At 48.4% G+C, this 18,250-nt stretch carries 20 protein-coding genes; 8 read left to right on the forward strand and 12 right to left on the reverse strand.

Going from position 1 to position 18,250, the window contains the following annotated elements; genetic code table 11:
• Nucleotides 1-11: 11 nt before the first annotated feature.
• The 5 genes from PGL01S_RS15220 to PGL01S_RS15240 all read right to left on the reverse strand — a co-directional run bounded on the left by PGL01S_RS15220 (nucleotide 12) and on the right by PGL01S_RS15240 (nucleotide 5,338).
• Nucleotides 12-1,478 carry a sensor histidine kinase gene (locus PGL01S_RS15220; protein WP_127495466.1) on the reverse strand — a complete coding sequence of 489 codons (1,467 nt, stop codon included), beginning with the start codon at nucleotides 1,476-1,478 and terminating at the stop codon, nucleotides 12-14.
• Between the two features lie 201 nt (nucleotides 1,479-1,679).
• Nucleotides 1,680-2,348: an HAD family hydrolase gene (locus PGL01S_RS15225; RefSeq protein WP_127495467.1), complete on the reverse strand. Its 669-nt coding sequence runs from the start codon at nucleotides 2,346-2,348 to the stop codon at nucleotides 1,680-1,682.
• 72 nt (nucleotides 2,349-2,420) lie between these two features.
• Nucleotides 2,421-3,293, reverse strand: coding sequence for a glycine betaine ABC transporter substrate-binding protein (locus PGL01S_RS15230; RefSeq protein WP_127495468.1), 873 nt, complete (start codon nucleotides 3,291-3,293; stop codon nucleotides 2,421-2,423).
• 12 nt (nucleotides 3,294-3,305) lie between these two features.
• Nucleotides 3,306-4,142: an ABC transporter permease gene (locus PGL01S_RS15235; protein ID WP_127495469.1), complete on the reverse strand. Its 837-nt coding sequence runs from the start codon at nucleotides 4,140-4,142 to the stop codon at nucleotides 3,306-3,308.
• Nucleotides 4,139-5,338, reverse strand: coding sequence for a quaternary amine ABC transporter ATP-binding protein (locus PGL01S_RS15240; protein WP_127495470.1), 1,200 nt, complete (start codon nucleotides 5,336-5,338; stop codon nucleotides 4,139-4,141). The genes PGL01S_RS15235 and PGL01S_RS15240 overlap by 4 nt, the downstream gene beginning before the upstream one ends.
• A gap of 252 nt (nucleotides 5,339-5,590) precedes the next feature.
• Between PGL01S_RS15240 and PGL01S_RS15245 the strand changes: the two genes are divergently transcribed.
• On the forward strand, nucleotides 5,591-6,151 hold the full coding sequence (locus PGL01S_RS15245) for a GbsR/MarR family transcriptional regulator (RefSeq protein WP_116394403.1): 561 nt from the start codon (nucleotides 5,591-5,593) through the stop codon (nucleotides 6,149-6,151).
• A 53-nt stretch (nucleotides 6,152-6,204) separates the two neighbouring features.
• Here the strand turns inward: PGL01S_RS15245 and PGL01S_RS15250 are convergent, their stop codons facing one another.
• From PGL01S_RS15250 to PGL01S_RS15265, 4 genes are all read right to left on the reverse strand, one after another.
• A complete protein-coding gene (locus tag PGL01S_RS15250; protein ID WP_127495471.1) occupies nucleotides 6,205-6,924 on the reverse strand; it encodes a YwaF family protein in 720 nt (239 codons plus the stop codon).
• Between the two features lie 29 nt (nucleotides 6,925-6,953).
• A complete protein-coding gene (locus PGL01S_RS15255) occupies nucleotides 6,954-8,273 on the reverse strand; it encodes a DUF4179 domain-containing protein (RefSeq protein WP_127495472.1) in 1,320 nt (439 codons plus the stop codon).
• Nucleotides 8,260-8,802: an RNA polymerase sigma factor gene (locus PGL01S_RS15260; protein WP_127495473.1), complete on the reverse strand. Its 543-nt coding sequence runs from the start codon at nucleotides 8,800-8,802 to the stop codon at nucleotides 8,260-8,262. Before PGL01S_RS15260 ends, PGL01S_RS15255 begins: the two co-directional genes overlap by 14 nt.
• 91 nt (nucleotides 8,803-8,893) lie before the next feature.
• Nucleotides 8,894-9,772: a LysR family transcriptional regulator gene (locus tag PGL01S_RS15265; protein ID WP_127495474.1), complete on the reverse strand. Its 879-nt coding sequence runs from the start codon at nucleotides 9,770-9,772 to the stop codon at nucleotides 8,894-8,896.
• A gap of 212 nt (nucleotides 9,773-9,984) precedes the next feature.
• Between PGL01S_RS15265 and PGL01S_RS15270 the strand changes: the two genes are divergently transcribed.
• Genes PGL01S_RS15270 through PGL01S_RS15280 form a run of 3 tightly spaced genes read left to right on the forward strand, consistent with a single transcriptional unit; the run spans nucleotide 9,985 to nucleotide 13,771 of the window.
• Nucleotides 9,985-11,532: a spore germination protein gene (locus PGL01S_RS15270; protein WP_127495475.1), complete on the forward strand. Its 1,548-nt coding sequence runs from the start codon at nucleotides 9,985-9,987 to the stop codon at nucleotides 11,530-11,532.
• Nucleotides 11,529-12,632 carry a GerAB/ArcD/ProY family transporter gene (locus tag PGL01S_RS15275; RefSeq protein WP_127495476.1) on the forward strand — a complete coding sequence of 368 codons (1,104 nt, stop codon included), beginning with the start codon at nucleotides 11,529-11,531 and terminating at the stop codon, nucleotides 12,630-12,632. Before PGL01S_RS15270 ends, PGL01S_RS15275 begins: the two co-directional genes overlap by 4 nt.
• Nucleotides 12,629-13,771, forward strand: coding sequence for a Ger(x)C family spore germination protein (locus PGL01S_RS15280; protein ID WP_127495477.1), 1,143 nt, complete (start codon nucleotides 12,629-12,631; stop codon nucleotides 13,769-13,771). The genes PGL01S_RS15275 and PGL01S_RS15280 overlap by 4 nt, the downstream gene beginning before the upstream one ends.
• Before the next feature lie 88 nt (nucleotides 13,772-13,859).
• Here the strand turns inward: PGL01S_RS15280 and PGL01S_RS15285 are convergent, their stop codons facing one another.
• Together PGL01S_RS15285 and PGL01S_RS15290 are read right to left on the reverse strand one after the other, a co-directional pair.
• Nucleotides 13,860-14,735: a cation diffusion facilitator family transporter gene (locus PGL01S_RS15285; protein WP_127495478.1), complete on the reverse strand. Its 876-nt coding sequence runs from the start codon at nucleotides 14,733-14,735 to the stop codon at nucleotides 13,860-13,862.
• Between the two features lie 217 nt (nucleotides 14,736-14,952).
• A complete protein-coding gene (locus tag PGL01S_RS15290; RefSeq protein WP_127495479.1) occupies nucleotides 14,953-15,822 on the reverse strand; it encodes an NAD-dependent epimerase/dehydratase family protein in 870 nt (289 codons plus the stop codon).
• 333 nt (nucleotides 15,823-16,155) lie between these two features.
• Here PGL01S_RS15290 and PGL01S_RS15295 point away from each other — a divergent pair, with 333 nt between their 5' ends.
• Nucleotides 16,156-16,470 carry a winged helix-turn-helix transcriptional regulator gene (locus tag PGL01S_RS15295; protein ID WP_127495480.1) on the forward strand — a complete coding sequence of 105 codons (315 nt, stop codon included), beginning with the start codon at nucleotides 16,156-16,158 and terminating at the stop codon, nucleotides 16,468-16,470.
• A 74-nt stretch (nucleotides 16,471-16,544) separates the two neighbouring features.
• Here PGL01S_RS15295 and PGL01S_RS15300 read toward each other — a convergent pair whose 3' ends face one another.
• On the reverse strand, nucleotides 16,545-17,132 hold the full coding sequence (locus tag PGL01S_RS15300) for a DUF1349 domain-containing protein (protein WP_127495481.1): 588 nt from the start codon (nucleotides 17,130-17,132) through the stop codon (nucleotides 16,545-16,547).
• Between the two features lie 219 nt (nucleotides 17,133-17,351).
• On the opposite strand from PGL01S_RS15300, the gene PGL01S_RS15305 reads away from it, so the two are divergent.
• Genes PGL01S_RS15305 through PGL01S_RS15315 form a run of 3 tightly spaced genes read left to right on the forward strand, consistent with a single transcriptional unit; the run spans nucleotide 17,352 to nucleotide 18,248 of the window.
• Nucleotides 17,352-17,582 carry a YczO family protein gene (locus tag PGL01S_RS15305; protein WP_127495482.1) on the forward strand — a complete coding sequence of 77 codons (231 nt, stop codon included), beginning with the start codon at nucleotides 17,352-17,354 and terminating at the stop codon, nucleotides 17,580-17,582.
• A gap of 29 nt (nucleotides 17,583-17,611) precedes the next feature.
• Nucleotides 17,612-17,806, forward strand: coding sequence for an aminotransferase class V-fold PLP-dependent enzyme (locus PGL01S_RS31615; protein WP_127495483.1), 195 nt, complete (start codon nucleotides 17,612-17,614; stop codon nucleotides 17,804-17,806).
• A complete protein-coding gene (locus PGL01S_RS15315; protein ID WP_127495484.1) occupies nucleotides 17,784-18,248 on the forward strand; it encodes an aminotransferase class V-fold PLP-dependent enzyme in 465 nt (154 codons plus the stop codon). The genes PGL01S_RS31615 and PGL01S_RS15315 overlap by 23 nt, the downstream gene beginning before the upstream one ends.
• The last annotated feature ends 2 nt before the right edge of the window (nucleotides 18,249-18,250 follow it).

The following is an 18,250-nucleotide window of genomic DNA, read 5'->3' on the forward strand; positions in this document are numbered from 1 at the left end:
GCCTGTTATCGTTATCGCACTCGTTTGAGCGTAAAAGAAATGCTTGTCCCCCGGCCAAGCTCGCTGCTCGCCCGGATCTTGCCGCCATGTCCTTCTATAATCTGCTGGGCAATGGCAAGGCCAAGCCCGCTCCCTCCGGCGACCGCCTGATTCCGCGAAGGCTCCACTCTGTAGAAGCGTTCAAAAATATGAGGAATGGCTTCCTCGGGAATGCCGGGTCCGTTATCGGTTATCGCAATAACCACATCGTCCTCATCGTGATTAACTGCAATCGTTATGCGCTTTGGCGGCTGATTCATGTACTTGAGGCAATTATCAAACAGATTGATCAGAACCCGCTTCAGCTTCTCGCGGTCCGCAAGCACGAACAGGGGCTGCTCCGGCATGTTCTCCCAGGTTACATCCACATGCTGATTATGGAATTCAATCGACATGTCATCCGCCGTATTATAGAGGAAGGCGCTTAGTTCCAGCTTCTGGAACGAAAAAGGCTCCTTCTTCAAATCCAGCTTGGAGAAGTACAGAAGCTCGTTTACAAGCCGCTCCATATCCGAAGCGCGGGTATGAATCGCCGACACGTATTTGTTCAGCTTCTCTTCCGTGTTGGTGACGCCGTCCCGGATCCCTTCGGCATAACCTTTAATAGTTGTAATCGGCGTTCTCAAATCATGAGAGATGTTCGAGATCAGCTGCTTGCGGTTCTCCTCGTAATGAAGCTGCAGCTGAATCGATTCGTACAGCCTTTGGCGCATCTGGTCAAAGGTTTGAACCAGTTGGCCCACTTCATCCTTCGATGCCGCTTTAAGCTCAAACGTCAAATCCCCGTCCTTGATATGCTCGGCGGAACGTCTAAGCTGGTCCAGCGGCTTAATGATTTTCCGGGTAACGTAACGGTACAGCAGAAAGCCGGTCAGCAATAAGATGACCGCAAACAAACCGATCAGAATCGGAAGCATTCTGCGGATAACCTGGGCGAACGGGCTTCTCTCGTGGATGACAAAGATACTGCCTTTCTCCTTCGTTTCGGATGAAAAATAAAAATCAAACTTGGAATAAGAGAAAAACCGGCTTCCGGCGTTAAGCGTATTGCGGATCACGTTGTTTCCCATATCGTATTCCGGCAGGATAGACGGAAAATCAACGCTGCTAAGCGAAGGCGCCGCATACAGAATCGAATCGTTTACGCGGACAACAAGCGCCGCCTTTTCCATCTTCAGATCGGTATTGTACTTCTCCAGCAGCTGCATGTTTTTTAACTGCTCCGGATCGTTTTTCGCCAAATACTTCAGGTCAAGGAAGAGGCTCTCCTCTTCTTCGGATAGCGGATGGAGCGAATAATGAATTTTGTAGAAGTTATTGAAGCTGCGCACATCTCCCGTTACGGCAACGGACAGCAAATAGGAAGACAAGACAAACAGAATAACCGATACAATGACGACCGAGGTAAACGATAGGAGCAGTCTGAATCGCAAGGACAATGTACATCACCGCACTCTGTATTATTTTTGCTAAGTGTAAGCTATTTCGGCATAACCTAAACGCGATTTTAGGAATGGTGCCCATTAAAGCATAACAGAAAGGTGTAACAAGACCGCAAACAACATATAAACAATTTATAAACGGATATAATCAGAAAAATGGCGTCACAGTATGTATTCCCTGTGACGCCATCTTATTCGTTATTTTAATAAGGCTAAAAGTTCCGGCATAGCCTGAATGCACGCGTCCGCGTCTGCCAGCTCGGAGTCTCGTCCGTAGCCTGCATACGCACAGCCGATTGCGACAAGTCCGTTTCCTTTGGCCGCTTCCACGTCCGAGGAACGGTCGCCGACCATCCACGCCGTCTTAACCTGATGGTCGCTTAGAAGCTTGGCGACGAGGTCAACCTTGCTCGCCGTCTGGAATTCGCCTGCGCTGTACAAGCCGTCGAACAGCTCCGCAATGCCTTGGAAACGCGCTACTTCTTTCACGTAAGCCTCCAGCCCGTTGCTTGCCACAAACAGCTTAATGCCCTGCTCCTTCAGGCTCTTCAGCGTTTCGGCGGTTTGAGGGTACAATCTGCCTCTTCCCGCTTCCAGCTCCTCCAGCTCATACTGCACCATCAGCTCATCGGCGCGAAGACGCGCGGCTTCCGAGCTGCCTGGCATCAGCTTCCGCCAAATATCGTCGAGCAGCATGCCGAGACAGCCAAGCAAATCATCGAGCGGAGGCGTCCGGTCGTAAAGCCCTTCCTCGCGCAAGGTGCGGAACAATCGCTCATGCACCGTTTCCAGCAGGGTAGCTGTTTCAAACAAGGTACCGTCCATATCGAAGATTACCGCTTCCGGCCGGTCAAATGGAATCGCCATGACATTTTCCCCCTTTGAAGTCTGCCATTATCATAATGGATAGGGGGGCATGCCGCAACCTTGCCGCCAAGATTACTTAATGCCTTCCAGCCACTTGTCGACCTGTTCCGTATGGCTGTCGGCCCAGGCTTTCGCTGCTTCTTCCGGCGACTGCCCTTCCTGAATGGCAACCATAACCTCCGCCATATCGTCCGCCGTCCACGTGAACTGGTCCAGCAGCGTATAAGCATCGGACTTATCCGATTTCAGGTCTTTGCGGGCAACGGTATGAATGCTTTCTTCACCGCCGTACACGCCTTTTGGATCCTCCAAATATTTCAGATCCATATTGGCGAACATCCAATGCGGCGTCCAACCGGTAACGATAATCGGCTTCTTCGCTTCATAGGCCTTCTGCAGCTCCGTTGCCATTGCGGCCGAGGAGCTTTCGATCAGCTTCCATTTGCCATCCAGGCCATAGTCCTTCAGCGCTTGTTCGGTTGATTGCATAATGCCGGCCCCAGGCTCGATTCCGATGATCTGATAATCAACCGATTTGCCGGTGGCGTCGTTGTTCAGATCTTCTATCGAGTTTTCCTTCATATAAGAAGGAATAACAAGCCCTGTTTTTGTTCCTTCCAGGTTAGGACCAAGATCCTCTACGCTGCTGCCGTACTTCTCCAAATACGACGCATGCGTTGTCGGAAGCCACGCCGCTACCATCGCATCGGCGCTGCCGTCCGAAATGCCCGCCCACATTGGGCCCGCATCTACCTGAAGGAGCTCAACGGAATAATCCAATTTCGATTCCAGAACATATTTGACGACATTCGTGCTTGCAATCTCCGAATCCCAAGCCACGTATGCCAGTTTAATCTTTTTCGAGTCCGTTTTCTGTGAGCAGCCTGCCAGCGCAGCCGCCAACACGATTACCGCAGTTAATGCCAATCCCCATTTTTTCTTCAACGTGCTTCACCTCTAGCGTTTATTTTTTTTCACGATATGGTTAGACATCCGGTCAAGTAAAATGGCCAATACGACTATGGAAATGCCCGCTTCAAAGCCGATACCGGTTTTGGTCTGGGTAACCGCGCGGTATACGTCGGCCCCTAGTCCCTGCGCCCCGATCATGGAAGAAATAACGACCATGGACAGCGACAGCATAATCGTCTGATTGATTCCCGCCATCATGGTAGGAAGCGCCATAGGCAGCTGCAGCTTGAACAGCTTCTGGTTAGGCGTGGAGCCGAACGCGTCGGCTGCTTCCACCAGCTCCGAGGGTACCTGGCGGATACCGAGATTCGTCAGGCGAATCGTTGGCGGTACCGCAAAAATAATCGATGCGATGACACCGGGCACAACTCCAAGCGAAAAGAACGATACGGCCGGCAGCAAATACACGAATGCGGGCATCGTCTGCATTAAATCAAGCAAAGGAGTTATAATACCTTGCAAGAATGAACTTCTCGCGCACAAAATACCGGTTGGCACGCCAATGATAATGGAGAGCAAAGATGCCGTAAGCACGATGGCTAACGTCTCCATGGCATGCTCCCAATAGCCTAGATTATCAATCAGCAGCAGTCCGATAAGCGCAAATGCGGCAACCTTCCATTTTCCGAGGAACCAGGCTAATGCCGTAATAATCAGAATCATAAGGATTGAAGGACTGAAGAGAAGAACATGATGCAGAAAATCAACGATGGAGCCTATGATCAGGCGGATGAAGTCAAACAAAGGGGTAAAATGATTTTCTAACCAGCTTTCCAACGATTCAATCCAATTGCCTAACGGAAGCTTAGGAATGTTATTCAATTTGCACCACCTGCCTCTGGTATAGCGTTTCCGGCAAGTGCGGCAAACACGGCTCCGCGAATGACGATGCCAAGCAGCCGGTTCGTGTCATCCGTTACCGCGAGCGGAATGCTCGAGGCCGCCATAGGTTCAAATAATTCATTAATCGGTGTTGCCGAGTCTATAGTCGGTACTTCCTTAATCAGAATATCTCCTATCGACAAATTCTCTTTCAGTGCCGCGGAAGCAAGCTCTGCCGTAATGACGCCAAGCAACTTCTTCCCTTTATCGGTCACATACAAGCTCGATACCCCTTGCTCCTTCATAAGCTGAAGCGCAACACGCGGACCGCGTTCTAAAGTAATCGTTGCAGGCTTCCTCATGACATGAGCAGCGGTCAACACTTTGGAGAGATCTACATCCTCTATAAATTTTTCAACGTACGGGGTAGCCGGCTTGATCAAAATCTCGTCAGGCGTGCCAATCTGAACGATAACGCCGTCCTTCATTAACGCAATCTTGTCCCCGATGCGCAGCGCTTCGTCAAGATCGTGGGTAATGAAGATAATCGTCTTCTTCATGGTGGATTGCAGCTGCAATAATTCATCCTGCATGTCTTTGCGGATTAGCGGATCAAGCGCGCTAAACGCTTCATCCATTAGCAGAATGTCCGGATCGTTGGCCAGCCCTCTGGCCAAGCCGACACGCTGCTGCATGCCTCCGCTTAATTGATCCGGATAGCTGTTCTCCCATCCGCCCAGGCCTACAAGCTGCAAAGCTTGCTCAGCCATTTCCTTGCGCGCCTGCTTCTCGATTCCTTGAATCTCAAGGCCGTATTCTACGTTTTGCAGAACCGTCCGGTGAGGAAACAGAGCAAACTTCTGAAAGACCATTCCCATTTTTTTGCGGCGGAATTGCCTGAGCTCTTTGGCGCTCATCTGAACGATATCCCGCCCTTCAAACAAGAGTTGACCGGATGTAGGCTCAATCAATCGATTCAACAAGCGGATTAAGGTGGACTTGCCGCTTCCGGATAAACCCATGATGACAAAGATTTGGCCTGCTTCAATCGAGAAGCTAGCCTGGTTTACCCCTACTGTCATTCTTGTTTCTTTTAGAATTCGTTCTTTCGTCCATCCCTGCTTGAGGAACTGCATCGCTTGCTCCGGATGACTCCCGAATATTTTAGTCAGTTGTTTGGCTTCGATGATGGACATACTTTCCCTCCCTATTGCTTCGTAAGCATAAGCTCACTTTTTTTGGTCTGACGCCAGTTTAGGCCTTGTGACCTCGATTAGTCAACGTTAATATCCGTACGTAATTTACGTACAGTTTAAACTGTACGATGCGAATACTCCTGATCCCTTCCATTTCCTCCATAATGCTTATGGAAATGAATGCTTTACTTTTAATTTCAGATCGGCTTACAATAACAAATGAAGTGTGACAAGGTGACCCAGGAGGCAATTATGGACGAAAATATAGGCGGTCTAACGCCTGAGCAATCACGGTCGCTGCACGTATCCCGCCAGCGTGTGATTGACTCAATCGGTAAAAATATGGATCTTTACGGCATAACATTATCAATCGGTCATCTTTATGGTTATATGTATTTTCAGAACGATCCCATTACCCTGGATCAAATGAGCCAGCAGATGGGAATGAGCAAAACATCCATGAGCACCGGCATGCGCACGTTAATGGATTTGAAGATGATCGATAAGGTATGGGGCAAAGGCTCGAGGAAAGACTTTTACGAGGTGGTTCCCGACTGGTACCAGAACTTTACGGACTTCTTCTCGATTAAATGGCGGAAAGCCGTGGAAAGCAACATGGCCTCTCTGCAAAAGTCATTAAAAGAGATACACGCGCTTCAAGCATCAGATCCCGACAACAACACCTTGCAGGAAATCACTTCAGTGGACGAGCAGAAAATTAACGAGGCTCTCAAATACTACCGCTGGCTGCACCGTTTAATCGATTCTTTCGAATCCGGTGAAATATTCGATTTTATACCTAAGGAAGACTAAATAGCAGAACCCTTTAGCGATGGGCTAAAGGGTTCTTTCATTTTCGATAAACCTTACATCTGCTTTCTTCTCCATGGAATAAAGGGCAGGTACATCAAGGAGAATAGAACAAGAGCAATCCCCTCTTCCGCAACTATATAATACGGATAGGGCCCCAATACATCCAATAGGGACGCGCCTTCCGGCTTTTCCCTCAGGAACATGTAGTTGGCATCCAGCCAATAATCCGTTCCTCCCACCGCAACGAGAAGAATGTTCAGAAAAATCATCGTAATCCAAACGGATTTCCAAGTCGGCCGGAAGCTCTCGATCCAAGTCATATAAAGAGGGGCAAGGATAATGGCAATATGAACAAGGAAGAAGTGGAAAAACCGGAAATGCGGATACGGATAATCCAAATCCGGCGTCAACATTGCTTGCATCGCACCGCCGATACCGGCGAAAAATACAATCTGATACAACAGTTTGCTTCGCGTAAACAACATGATAATCGCAAGCATTTGCGATATGCTGCAAAGCTCGAGCGGGAGCGTATATTTAACGCTCCAGAGGCCCACGCTGGCGTACCAATAATAAAGAACGATTTGAGGTACGAGGAGACCCGCAAGGATGCCGTACCGGATCATGGTTTTAACGAGAGTATTCCTCCGGATTCCCGCCCGAAAGCCATATAGAAGAAGCGCCAGCACAACCAATGCGGCAAGCACAACGGTATGTGAAGTGGAGTAGGGAATAAATTCTTCTTCCACGTACCGGGCAAAAAACGAAGTCAAATCCTCCCTCTCCCTTCTCGAATACGGCCTTACTTATGAACAATTGGAATGGATATCCTTGTATTATACTCCTTAATGTAATGGAATCCTTCTAACAGCAGAAATTCCGGTTTGTCCTGCGTCTGAACGGAGTAAGTCTGCTCTCTTAAAACATTCCCGTTCCCCAAATCCCAAGGACGCGATGCGGATACCGGAGCGATGGGAACTTTTTTGCCGCCGGCTTGCACAAGCATATGGGTCGTGTCCAAGATCGTAAATTCTTTTCTGGCGATGACGATATCATAGCCGCTTCCGGTTTGCGTTACGCTGCGAATCCATAACTTCTCGTTGTTGATTTTAATGGATTGATCGGAAGGCGACGTAAGCGGAATCGGTTCCGTTATCTTTTCGTAACCGCTGAATTTATCGAGTACGATTTCCAGCGACTCAATCTTATCCGTTGGGAGCACATCGTAATTCAATTCAAACGTGGGACTGTTTTTTCCGTCTACCCCGCCCGACCGGTAGCCGAAGTATTCCACCTCCGTACCATTAACAAAAAGCTTTGTTTTCCCCGCGAACATCGGGTGCCCTCCGTTATTATTCAGTTCGTAATGTCCTCTAATGACCGTTGAAGTCGGAGAAGCTATAACGGAGTCATAATGAACCGTTCCTGTATCAACAGGCACCGCTTTCGAGACTTTCTCGTTAATGATGCTTTTCATAGCCTTGTTGGCTTCAAACTTGAAGGAGACCGGTTGTATTTCTTGTTCGCCGCTATCCAGCCTCTCACTAAAGTTCGCTGTTAATGTTCGGGAAAACGGGTTTACGGGCTCGAATTTATAAACCCCTTGGAATTGCGTTTTATCCTTGTTGTAATTGCCTCCGCCTTCCGTCACTTTGGAATTGGTCAAAAATCCTTTTACTTTGGTTACGCCGTAACGGATAAATTCATCCTCCTTAAAGGTTAAGCCCTCTGGCAGCTTGATGGTGTAATACATTAAAAAGGCATTATCGTCGGCAATAACTCCGTTAATTGTAATAACGGTACCGTCTTTGAACGATTTGCTCTTATTAACGGTCTGTCCGTACCCTTGCTCCGCGACTTCGGAGAAGCTAAGCGAGATTAATTCCATTCGGTTAAGCAGCTTACCTCCAATGTATGCGAATGCCGGGTATTGATACGAGGATACGATAATCAACAGAGCCGCTGCTGCGGAAATGCTCCACATAAGAGGCTTGTTATTCTTGCGTTTTTTCTCGGGAATCCGATGGAGAGCCTGCCGCAGCCGATCCTCCAATTCAGCAGGGGCCTGGATCTGATTCAAATTTTGTTTATGCCTTTGGATTTTATCCTCAATCGCTTTCATAACGATCACCTCCGATAATGACCTTTAATTTCTCTATGCCCTGCGAAATTCTTGACTTGATGGTTCCGAGCGGAGCACCCGTCATGTCGGCAATCGTCTGATAAGGAAAATCATGGACATACCGAAGTTCTATAGCTTCCCGCTGATGGGCATTCAGATGGGAGAGCAGCGTCTTCATATCCATCTCGGCTTCCGTGCCGAGATACGGATTTTCTGCCATTAACTCATAGGCTACCGCATCCTGCTCATCCTCAAGAGGCGTGAACTTCCCGTTCTTGCGAAGCATGGCCCTGCATCGATTAACCAGAATCGTTTTGCTCCAACTGTAAAAGGCTTCTCTCTTTTGGAGCTGGTCAATCTTCTCGTATAAAGTGACAATCATATCCTCCATAGCATCCATCGCGTCATGCTCGTTCCCCATGTACGTATAGGCAAGGCGATAATATGCGTCCTGGTCGGCCATGATTAGCTGCAATAACGCTTCTTTATTGCCATTCTGGGCTTGTCTGACTAACCGGCTTACCCTCAAAGTTCTCTCCCCTTTCATAGATAAGAGCAAGCTGAGGCTTAAAAAGTTCATTTTATTTATAATTATTTAGGAATAAATCCGGCGCATAACGTTATAATCCGGCTTTTTCCTTAATAAAAGCGACAAACCGCGCAGTCGCGGGAGACAAGAATCGTTCCTTTTTGAGGTGCAATCCAACCTCCCAGCGCCATCCCTCTTCAGCAATCGGAATCCACTTTATCCCTTCGAGATTTAAACCGGCCGTTCTCGGCAGCACGGATACACCAAGTCCAGCCGCCACAAAACCAGCCACCGTCTGAAGATCTTCCGCGTCATAGGTGGCGGCAAGAGTAAAATTCTCATGATGAACCCGAGCCAGCAGCGAGTTTTTCAAGCTGCAGTTATGCTTCAGGCCGACAAACGGCTCCCCTGTAATCTCTCTTAAATGAACGGATGCCTGATCCGCTAACCGATGCTCGTTCGAGACGACAAGGTATAGCGGAAGGGATAACATTTGTACCCACTCATAGGTTTCGTTTACCGGTTGTTCGGAAGTAATCATAAGATCCGAATAGCCTTCCTCCACCTGGTTCAGAATAGCGCCTTTATCGCCTTGCGATAATTCAAAGGTGATTGCCGGGTTTATAAGCTGATACTCCCGGATGAGCTTAGGAATCAGATCAACCCCGAGTATATTCAAATAAGCGAGATGAATCACGCCGGATTCCGGATTGGAATGCTCCTCGATCTCTTTTTTCCCGCGCTCTACTTCCTGCAGAATCATCTCCACATGCTTCGAGAACATCATGCCGTACCGGTTGATCTTTAGATTTCTACCTTTCCTCTCGAATAAAGGAACTCCAAGCTCCGCTTCCAGCTTCAAGATCGAATGGCTGAGAGCAGGCTGAGTTATGGATAAGGATTCAGCGGCCCTTGTTAAATGCTCCATTCTTGCCACTTTCAAAAAATATTCCAATTGGGTCAGTTCCATTTGTCTACGCTCCTATGGTCTAAACTCATTTATTCTAGTAATGAAAATAACTATAAATATAGATTATATTTATTATTTAACCAATAGTAAACTTATACCCGTGAAAATGAACCGGCCGACTATTTAACTTTTTGCTGCCATTGCGATTCCGGATGCATATGCCCTCACGTGACGGAAACAATAAGGGAAATTACGGAAGAGATGGTGGCATTATGTACGGGAAATCTCTAACGAGAGGATTTCGGAAGTATCGCGGACCGAAAGCTCGCATCCAACCTGCGGATTCCGATTCGCTGGAGGCCAATCTAAGACTTAATCAGGAAAGGCTTAAGCAAATATTCTCGAATACCCCGGATCTGATCCACAGGCATTTTATTCTAAAGGCTAACCAATGTCAGGCACTTCTCGTTTACCTTGAAGGATTGTCGGATAAAAACGCCATAAATCGCGATATCCTTCATCCGCTTAAGCAAAGCGCTGCGGAAATAAATGAAGAGAATGATTTCCCCGCAACCATTGGAGAGATCCATCGGGTAAGCGGCTGGCAGCAGATCGAACGCCTGTTATTCGCCGGATACAGCATTCTGTTTGTCGATGGGCAAAGCCTTGCATACGGCTGCGGGACGCAGGGCTGGCCGCAGCGAGCGATTGAGGATCCGCAGCTGGAAACGTCGCTGAAGGGTGCCCATCAAGGCTTCGTAGAGACCGGAAGCGCCAATATCGCATTAATCCGACGGTATATCCAGAATAGAGAGCTTAAGATTAAAGAATTCACCGTTGGGGCCAGAAGCCAGACCCGGCTGTCTATCCTGTACCTGTCCGATGTTGCTAATGCCCACACGCTTGGCGTGTTGGAAGACCGAATTCGCAAGCTGGACGTAGATGCCGTTATTAATACGGGGGAATTAGCGGAGCTCATCGAGGATTCTCCCTTCTCGCCTTTTCCCCAACTCATCCTGACGGAGCGCCCCGATGCCGCATCGTCTCAGATTCTCCAAGGCAAATTCGTCGTTGTCGTGGATCGTTCGCCAAGCGTGCTGGTTGGGCCGGCGAATTTTATTTCCTTCTTTCAGAGTGTGGACGACTACAGTACGCGCTGGACGATCGCTACGTTTATTCGATTTTTGCGGCTTCTCGCCTTCTTTGCAGCCATTCTGCTGCCCGCAATCTACATCGCGGTCGTATCATTTCACTTCGAGGTTATTCCAATGAAGCTGTTGTCGACGATTGGCCAGTCAAGAGCGAAGGTTCCCTTCCCTCCTTACATGGAAGCCGTCTTCATGGAACTGACTCTGGAAATGCTGCGGGAAGCTGGCGTCCGTCTGCCCGCGCCCGTTGGTCAAACGGTCGGAATCGTGGGTGGTATCGTCATCGGCCAGGCTATCGTACAGGCTGGCTTAATCAGCAATATTATGGTCGTTGTTGTCGCTTTTACCGCCATTTCTTCCTTTATCCTGCCCAATTACGATATGGGTGCTGCGGTTCGGCTTGTCCGATTCGCGATGATGCTGTTTGCTTCCCTGTTCGGCTTCGTTGGGATCGTTATCGGACTATTGACCTTGATTGCCCATCTTCTCTCCCTTCAATCGCTTGGCGTTCCTTACAGCACGCCGTTTGGTCCCGTACGATTCAGCGATTGGAAGGATACGATGGTGAGACTGCCGCTGTGGCTGATGAAGAATCGTCCAACCAGTTCTAACGCGCAACAGGACAAAAGGCAAGGCGACACCGGCCATCAGGAGGGAGACAAGAGCAAATGAACCAATTAGAAAAACACTCTTTGTCGTTCCTGCAATTCGTATTCATCATCGCGGGTATTCAAATCAGCATTGCCGTTCTCTCGACGCCAAGAGAAGTCTCCCTTATCGCGGGGACGGATGGCTGGATCACGATTATCATTGGTTGGTTGATTACGAGCATTCCCAGCTTTGTGGTCTTTAAGATTATGCAGCGCAGCTCCGAGGGCACCATTCTGGATCTGCTTCGGAAGAAGCTCGGCAGGTGGATAGCCATTCTCTTTACTCTAATTATGGCTGTATATCTCGGAGCTATGGCCTATATCGGATTACTTCGAACTTTGCTGATTATCCGCGTATGGTTATTACAAAATACGTCACCCTTCGTCGTTCTGCTGCTTCTGTTTATTCCGACTTACATCGTCGCGAGAGAAGGACCCAAGCTGCTCGGACGATATGCCGAGGTGATTTTCTATTTTTTGTTCTGGCTTCCTTTGGTTTATTTACTCCCAATGAAGCAGGGACGATGGTTAAACCTTATTCCCATAGCAAAGGAAGGATGGGGGCCAATCCTTTCGGCGGTTCCGGGCGTTCTCTTTGCCTATACGGGCTTTAGCGTCGCTTTCTTCCTGTATCCTCACTTAACGAACAAACAGTACGCCGGGGTTGGGATTCTGCTTGCCAATACGATTACGATGGCTACCAATTTGCTTATTGCGATCGTCTGCTTCATGTATTTCAGTCCCAACGAGATGGTGGAGATTAATCAGCCCGTCATTACCGTGCTCAAAACGATTCAATTCAAGTTCGTGGAGAGGATCGAGGTTATTTTTATCTCACTCTACATCGGGATCTATTCCTTGGTTTGGATCCCTTGTCTTTACTATATGGCCTATTGCCTGAATTGGGTGAGAAACGGCTCCGGCGAGAGAAAATACCTCATTGGTCTGCTTATCCTTATCGGGATTGGAACCTACATCTTCATCCCGACGTTCAACCAAAGCGATTGGCTGGAGCATCATTTGACCAATTTCGGAATCGTTGTCGAGTATATCCTCCCGATAGCGATTTGGATCTGTCTCGTCATCAATGAACGTATGCGACAAGAGGGGCAGCCGGGATGAGAAAATCAATGAGGATAACGATGATTCTTCTTATGTTTCTTTTGTTTCTTTTGTTTCTTTTGTTTCTTTCCGGGTGCGGGGATAAGATTGATCTCGAAGAAGCGGCTGTACCGCTAGCAGCGGGCATTGATCTCGATGAGAACAATAAGCTGCGGTTTTACGTCTCCAACCCGGTATTCGGGGATAAGAGCAATGACGTTCAGCAATACAACATTCCGGTAACCAGCCTCCGCGAATCTAGAAGCTTGCAGGATGCATACACCTCGGGTGCCCTGGAGGGGAGGAATTATCAGGTTTATGTCGTAGGGCGAAAGCTGCTGCAGCACGAGGACTGGTTTAAAATTTTGGATGTCATTTTCCGGGATGCGCGGAACACCGTTCTCGACCGGATGGTCGCGTTCGACGGCCCCGTGGAAGAAATGTTTGCCGTAAAACCGAAAGAGCAGCCTCCCTTGCCTGCAATATTGCGCGGGATGGTTGATTCCAAAAGCAAACGGGGAACAACGGTCCTTACCACCCTTCAGGACATGCACCGGCAAATTTACGAAGAAGGACTTACGCCCGTTTTGAGCGAGGTCGATTATGACTCCAAGCAGAAAAGCTTTCGTTTATTAGGAACCGCCTTATTAACCCATAAGGGGAAATATGCGGCCTCGCTCGGCTATCAAGAGAGCGTACTGCTAAACCTGCTCAAGAAAAAGGCAACCAAAGGGGTTAATCTCTCCTTCGCCATTCCCGGGGAGCCTAATGCAGACGTCTTTGAATTGGACAGGGCCAGCTTTGGAATTCGAAAGATTAAGACAAAGATCGTATCTTCCTATTCGGATAATCGGTTTCGCTTCCGGGTTCAAATGAAGGTGTCAGCGGCTTTGACGGAACAGCTGTTCAAGTACGATATCCAAAAACACGCAGATATACTTGAGGCGCAGCTCACGCAGCAAATGCAGGATCAATTGGAGAAATTAATTCGCAAATTCCAGCGTAATCGAATCGATCCGGTGGGGTTCGGTATTTATGCGCGCGCATACCAATACCAGCATTTCAAACCGTTAGAGGAGGAATGGGGCGAGGTCTTCTCGCATGCGGAGGTTGATTTCGACGTTCACGTTAAAATCATTTCGATGGGCACAATCAGGTGAGTACGGCTTGTTCATGAACTGCTCTCTAATGACAACACGGTATCTTAGTTAGAGTGCAGTTCATCTCTTTCAGCCGCCGATTCATCCCTTATTTCGCCGGCTCGTAATGCACGTGTACTTCAAGTACTTCCGACGTTTTTTTCAATTCATTCTCTACTTCTGTCGCTACATCATGCGCTTTATGGAAATCGAGGTTCTTATCAATCGACAGAACCACGTCAATTACTGCATTGCTGCCATAGTTCCTCGCCTTCAGATCCTTAACATCCTCAACGCCCTCAACTTGCTTTGCCTTTTCTCTAAAGTCCCGTAGAGCCGCCTCATCAAAACCGTCCGATAAGTGGTGGGAGGCTTCACGGAAAATATCCCATGCCGTTTTGCAAATGAGGAGACCAACCGCGACGGCTGTAACGGGATCAAGCCAAGGCAGTTTGAATTGAGAACCCACGATGCCAATTACTGCGCCTATACTCACCAAAGCATCCGAGATATTGTCCTTGGCGGCAGCCATAACGGCTTGGCTTTTAATTTTTCTAGCCAGATTGATATTGTAACGATAAACAACGTACATAACCGCTGAGCAAAATAATCCTGTCCATACCGCAATGAAGTCCGGGGATTGCCCGCTGCCTCTAAATACGGATGAAACAGCATTTATTAACACCTCTATACCAACCGCCATCATAATAAAAGAAGCGATTAAGGAGGCGATCGTCTCCGATTTCCAGTGGCCGTACGGATGATCCTTATCGGCCGGCTTTTGAGCCAGCTTTAAACCGATAAGCACTGCTATAGATGCCGCGATATCCGTCGCATTGTTTAATCCGTCCGCTTTTAAGGCTTCCGATCCCGATATATTCCCTATAATCAGCTTGAGTGCGGATAAACAGATGTAGGCAATAATACTGACAATAGCTCCGCGTTCGCCTAGTTTAAGATTTTCATATCGTTGCTGCTGCTCCATGCTTCTCCAAAAACTCCCTTCGGCTCATCCATGACTTTTTCAATCGTACCAGCCAAAGTTCAAGTGGGTCTAGAGAAACGTTTTTTCAATAAGCGAACATTGTAAACCCGGACAAACTATGTTGACTGAAGCAATTTTTATTGCGGCAAGGCAACTTGCATATAAAATAAAAAAGGCAACGGATAGGAGTCCCGCTGCCATTCTCGTATTTCAACCATTAATTCGGTAGCTCGGAAGGCACGACAAGTCCTCGTATTCGAAGCCCCTGTTCATCCCGCAGCTTTAGATCCCGCAGGAAATCGATAAATCCAACCCGTGGCTGCCACCCCATAACTCTTTTGGCTTCGGATAGATCATGCTGCTCAACTTCCTGCGGCAATTCGATGCCATAGCTGTCCAGCAATTTGGCGCTGCCCGGAACCTGCTGTTCACACCAGCCCGCCCCTAATCGCGCAAAATCAGCCCGGATAGACTCGGGCATGCCATGGCTCGTATGGATAATCGTCTGGAACAGCCCGAATTTCTCCGCAGCCGCGGCTTCCAGCGCTTTAACCGTCGCCGAAGCAATATCCCTGCGGTCAACGCCGTTGCGGAGCAGTCTCGCTCCGAACTCCAGATACGGCCGAGGAATAAATTCATGGTATCTGAGCATCGCGATGGAAGCACCCGTCATCTCATGATATGCCCGGCACAGATCTTCGCCTATTACTTTGCTGACGCCATAGACAGACCCCCAGCCATAAGCCATCGACGACGCGTAAACAATGGAACGAATGCCTTCTTTTCTGCATGCCTCCAATACATTGTAGGTACCGTCCACGTTAACCGCGAAAATCGTATCGTCGCTGACAGGCGGTTGATGGGCGCAATGCCAAGCCGCTAAATGAATAACTCCGTCCATCCCCCGCACGGCCTGCTGAACATCCGAGACCGTCCGCGTATCGCAGCGGACAAATTCGGCAGCTCCCTCATTTATTACCCCGGAAGGCATAACATCCGCCATTCTCACTTGATGGCCCGCTTGCAGCAGCTCCCGGCATACCGCTTGTCCCGCATTGCCGGATGCGCCAGTTACTAGTACTTTCATCGTGTGACGCTCCTCCCTATGAAGTAGCTAAATTTATTTGTTCGATGATCTTCAAATCATCCCCGGATAATAGCGGACGAACAGAGAGGCGGATACATAGGCTCCAAAACCGATCTCGGATACTTCCATTCCCGTTTTGCCCAGCTTTCTCGTATACATGACAAACCTCCTTAAGATAGCGTTCTGCCCTATCTTAATCGAACTTCAACGTTTCCGTAAGTACGCACTTTAACCATAGTTTGTTACCTTGCGGTGACTATTGGAAGGAAATCCGGCCCGCTTCTTCGAATACTATCAAGGAAATGTTCACCTAAACGTAGGAGGCAATCAGCAATGGGAAACCCTGAAATCTATGAATGCGAGATTGAAAAGTCATTGCGTATCATTGGCGGCAAATGGTCGTTTCTTGTTATTCGCGAGCTATTCTTTCATGGAACAAAAAGATTCACCGAGCTTAAGAGCGCTATTCATGGGATCAGCTCCAAATCCCTTACGGAGACGCTTCGCCACCTGGAGGAAAATCAGGTCGTCATTCGCTCGATCCATGCCACCGTCCCGCCAACCGTTGAATACCGGCTGACAGCCAAAGGAGAAGCATTCAGCGGCATTTTGCTCGAGATGAAAAAGTGGGTCCGCGACTGGGCTTAATCAACCTGCCATGCTGCAGCGAGGAATACAAAGACAGCAGCCGGAAATTCCCGGCTGCTGTCTTGTCCCAAACCTTATTTACCCATGCGAATATTTTTGACCGTTTTTCTTTCAATGGTCAGATTCTCGTAAATTCTTTTGCCGCCGTTTCCTAACGGCGCTTGTGCCAATAAACCGACTTTGAGGGTCTCTTCCGCTGGCAAGGCGAAAAACCTCATCATATAAAAATTCTCGCCATCCGTGGAATAATGGAAGGCAAAGGAATTCCCGCTTCTGCACGCTTGGAGCCATACCGTGTTATCCTCGATATTGCAGCCGTTCGCATCATCCGATTCTTCCTTCGTAACAACGCTAACAACCGCGTGAGTATCAAAATCCGTTAATTCAAAGCAAGCCTTTGCCCAATGCGTGAGATCCTTCATGACCATAATGGAAGAAGAATCGTATGTATCTTTGAAATCATGCGACACCTTCACCCGCATAACAAAATCCCCGGATATATGCGTATAATAAAACGGCGCATTGCATAGTGATTCCGGCGTGATCCCTTCATCGGCTACTGCCCCGTGGTTAATGAAAAAGTCGCTCTTCTCTGTCGCCAGTATCTCTATTCTTCCATCCGTTTCAATGATTTCGCTCTCATTCATCCATTCAAAATTCATCGTTCTGCCTCCAATTCATTTATGTAAATTACTTATAAAAGTAACACATTTAGTAATTAAGAGCACTACAAAAATGCGTATCCGACTGGAATTCGCCAGGCAGTGATGCAATCGATAAACCGGGAAAGCTAGTGAAGCACAGGGAAGCTTTTCCTGCAATCGTTTGAGAATAGTGAAAAAGCGGGTAAGTATAATCATAAACGATGTGAGGTGATGGCGATGAATCCATTCGAGCGCAGCGCCGACCACCGGTGCAAACAGCAGGGCAAGCGCGACAATCCGGAGGGCGTTCCAACGGAGAAAGAGAGTCTGTTCGACAAGTTTGCCAGCGAACGCACCGTTGATCCCATTCCGGTCGAGGACCAGACGATTGAGGAGCAGGACGAGAAGGAGAAAGACCGCACGAAACGGGATTCCTCCAGTGAACGCAAGTATCGTACAGGGATTTGACCAACCCGTTATCCTGAGCAGTTCAGCTATTGCGGGGACAAATCGGGCTTGTCTCCATAACGGGGGCATCGAACGTGACAGGCTGCGTAAACCCGATTTATGAGGCAGCCGAACTGACACACCGATACGGAGCAAAACTACACGTCGATGCCGCCCAGCTCATTCCCCCTGAATCCATCGAAATGATGCGTCGGAACGGCTGTGCTGATTGGAGGAAAAGATGAATTTCAAGAAGCGGAGCCGTTGCTTAAAGGAGGAGGAACCGCTCAAATCGCTTTGAAATCTTTAGTTCAGTGGAATGAAGCCCGTGCTTCGAACCACAATCTGCCGCAAGTGAGCGTTCTTTCGTTTACCATTGAGGGGCTGCATCATCAGGACATTGCGCAATTCTTAGCGAAAGAAGCGGGCATTTCCGTCCGGAGCGGCTTTTTCTGTGCGTATCCCTATGTGCAGAAGCTCCTTCGGCTAAGCGATGAGAGGCTGGATGAAATACGGAAAGATCCCGTCATTCCCTCTCCAGGCTTAGTCCGAATTAGTTTAAGCTTTTACAATACATCTGATGAAGTCGATCGACTAATAATGGCGTTGCAACAAATCACTTCTAACAAGGAATTCTATATGAATAAGTATGCGGATGTGCAAAAAGGAATTTGCGGCGGACGCTAATC

Origin of the sequence: Paenibacillus glycanilyticus NBRC 16618 (assembly GCF_004000805.1) — a bacterium.
GTDB classification, from domain to species: Bacteria; Bacillota; Bacilli; order Paenibacillales; family Paenibacillaceae; genus Pristimantibacillus; species Pristimantibacillus glycanilyticus.

Bases quoted from the DNA above. Each gene is read 5' to 3' on its own strand.
- PGL01S_RS15245 (WP_116394403.1), top strand. From the start codon at position 5,591: ATGGACGAAAATATAGGCGGTCTAACGCCTGAGCAATCACGGTCGCTG.
- PGL01S_RS15255 (WP_127495472.1), bottom strand. From the start codon at position 8,273: ATGAAAGCGATTGAGGATAAAATCCAAAGGCATAAACAAAATTTGAAT.
- PGL01S_RS15305 (WP_127495482.1), top strand. From the start codon at position 17,352: ATGAATCCATTCGAGCGCAGCGCCGACCACCGGTGCAAACAGCAGGGC.
- PGL01S_RS15290 (WP_127495479.1), bottom strand. From the start codon at position 15,822: ATGAAAGTACTAGTAACTGGCGCATCCGGCAATGCGGGACAAGCGGTA.
- PGL01S_RS15300 (WP_127495481.1), bottom strand. From the start codon at position 17,132: ATGAATTTTGAATGGATGAATGAGAGCGAAATCATTGAAACGGATGGA.
- PGL01S_RS15265 (WP_127495474.1), bottom strand. From the start codon at position 9,772: ATGGAACTGACCCAATTGGAATATTTTTTGAAAGTGGCAAGAATGGAG.
- PGL01S_RS15295 (WP_127495480.1), top strand. From the start codon at position 16,156: ATGGGAAACCCTGAAATCTATGAATGCGAGATTGAAAAGTCATTGCGT.
- PGL01S_RS15225 (WP_127495467.1), bottom strand. From the start codon at position 2,348: ATGGCGATTCCATTTGACCGGCCGGAAGCGGTAATCTTCGATATGGAC.
- PGL01S_RS15240 (WP_127495470.1), bottom strand. From the start codon at position 5,338: ATGTCCATCATCGAAGCCAAACAACTGACTAAAATATTCGGGAGTCAT.
- PGL01S_RS15285 (WP_127495478.1), bottom strand. From the start codon at position 14,735: ATGGAGCAGCAGCAACGATATGAAAATCTTAAACTAGGCGAACGCGGA.
- PGL01S_RS15280 (WP_127495477.1), top strand. From the start codon at position 12,629: ATGAGAAAATCAATGAGGATAACGATGATTCTTCTTATGTTTCTTTTG.
- PGL01S_RS15275 (WP_127495476.1), top strand. From the start codon at position 11,529: ATGAACCAATTAGAAAAACACTCTTTGTCGTTCCTGCAATTCGTATTC.
- PGL01S_RS15270 (WP_127495475.1), top strand. From the start codon at position 9,985: ATGTACGGGAAATCTCTAACGAGAGGATTTCGGAAGTATCGCGGACCG.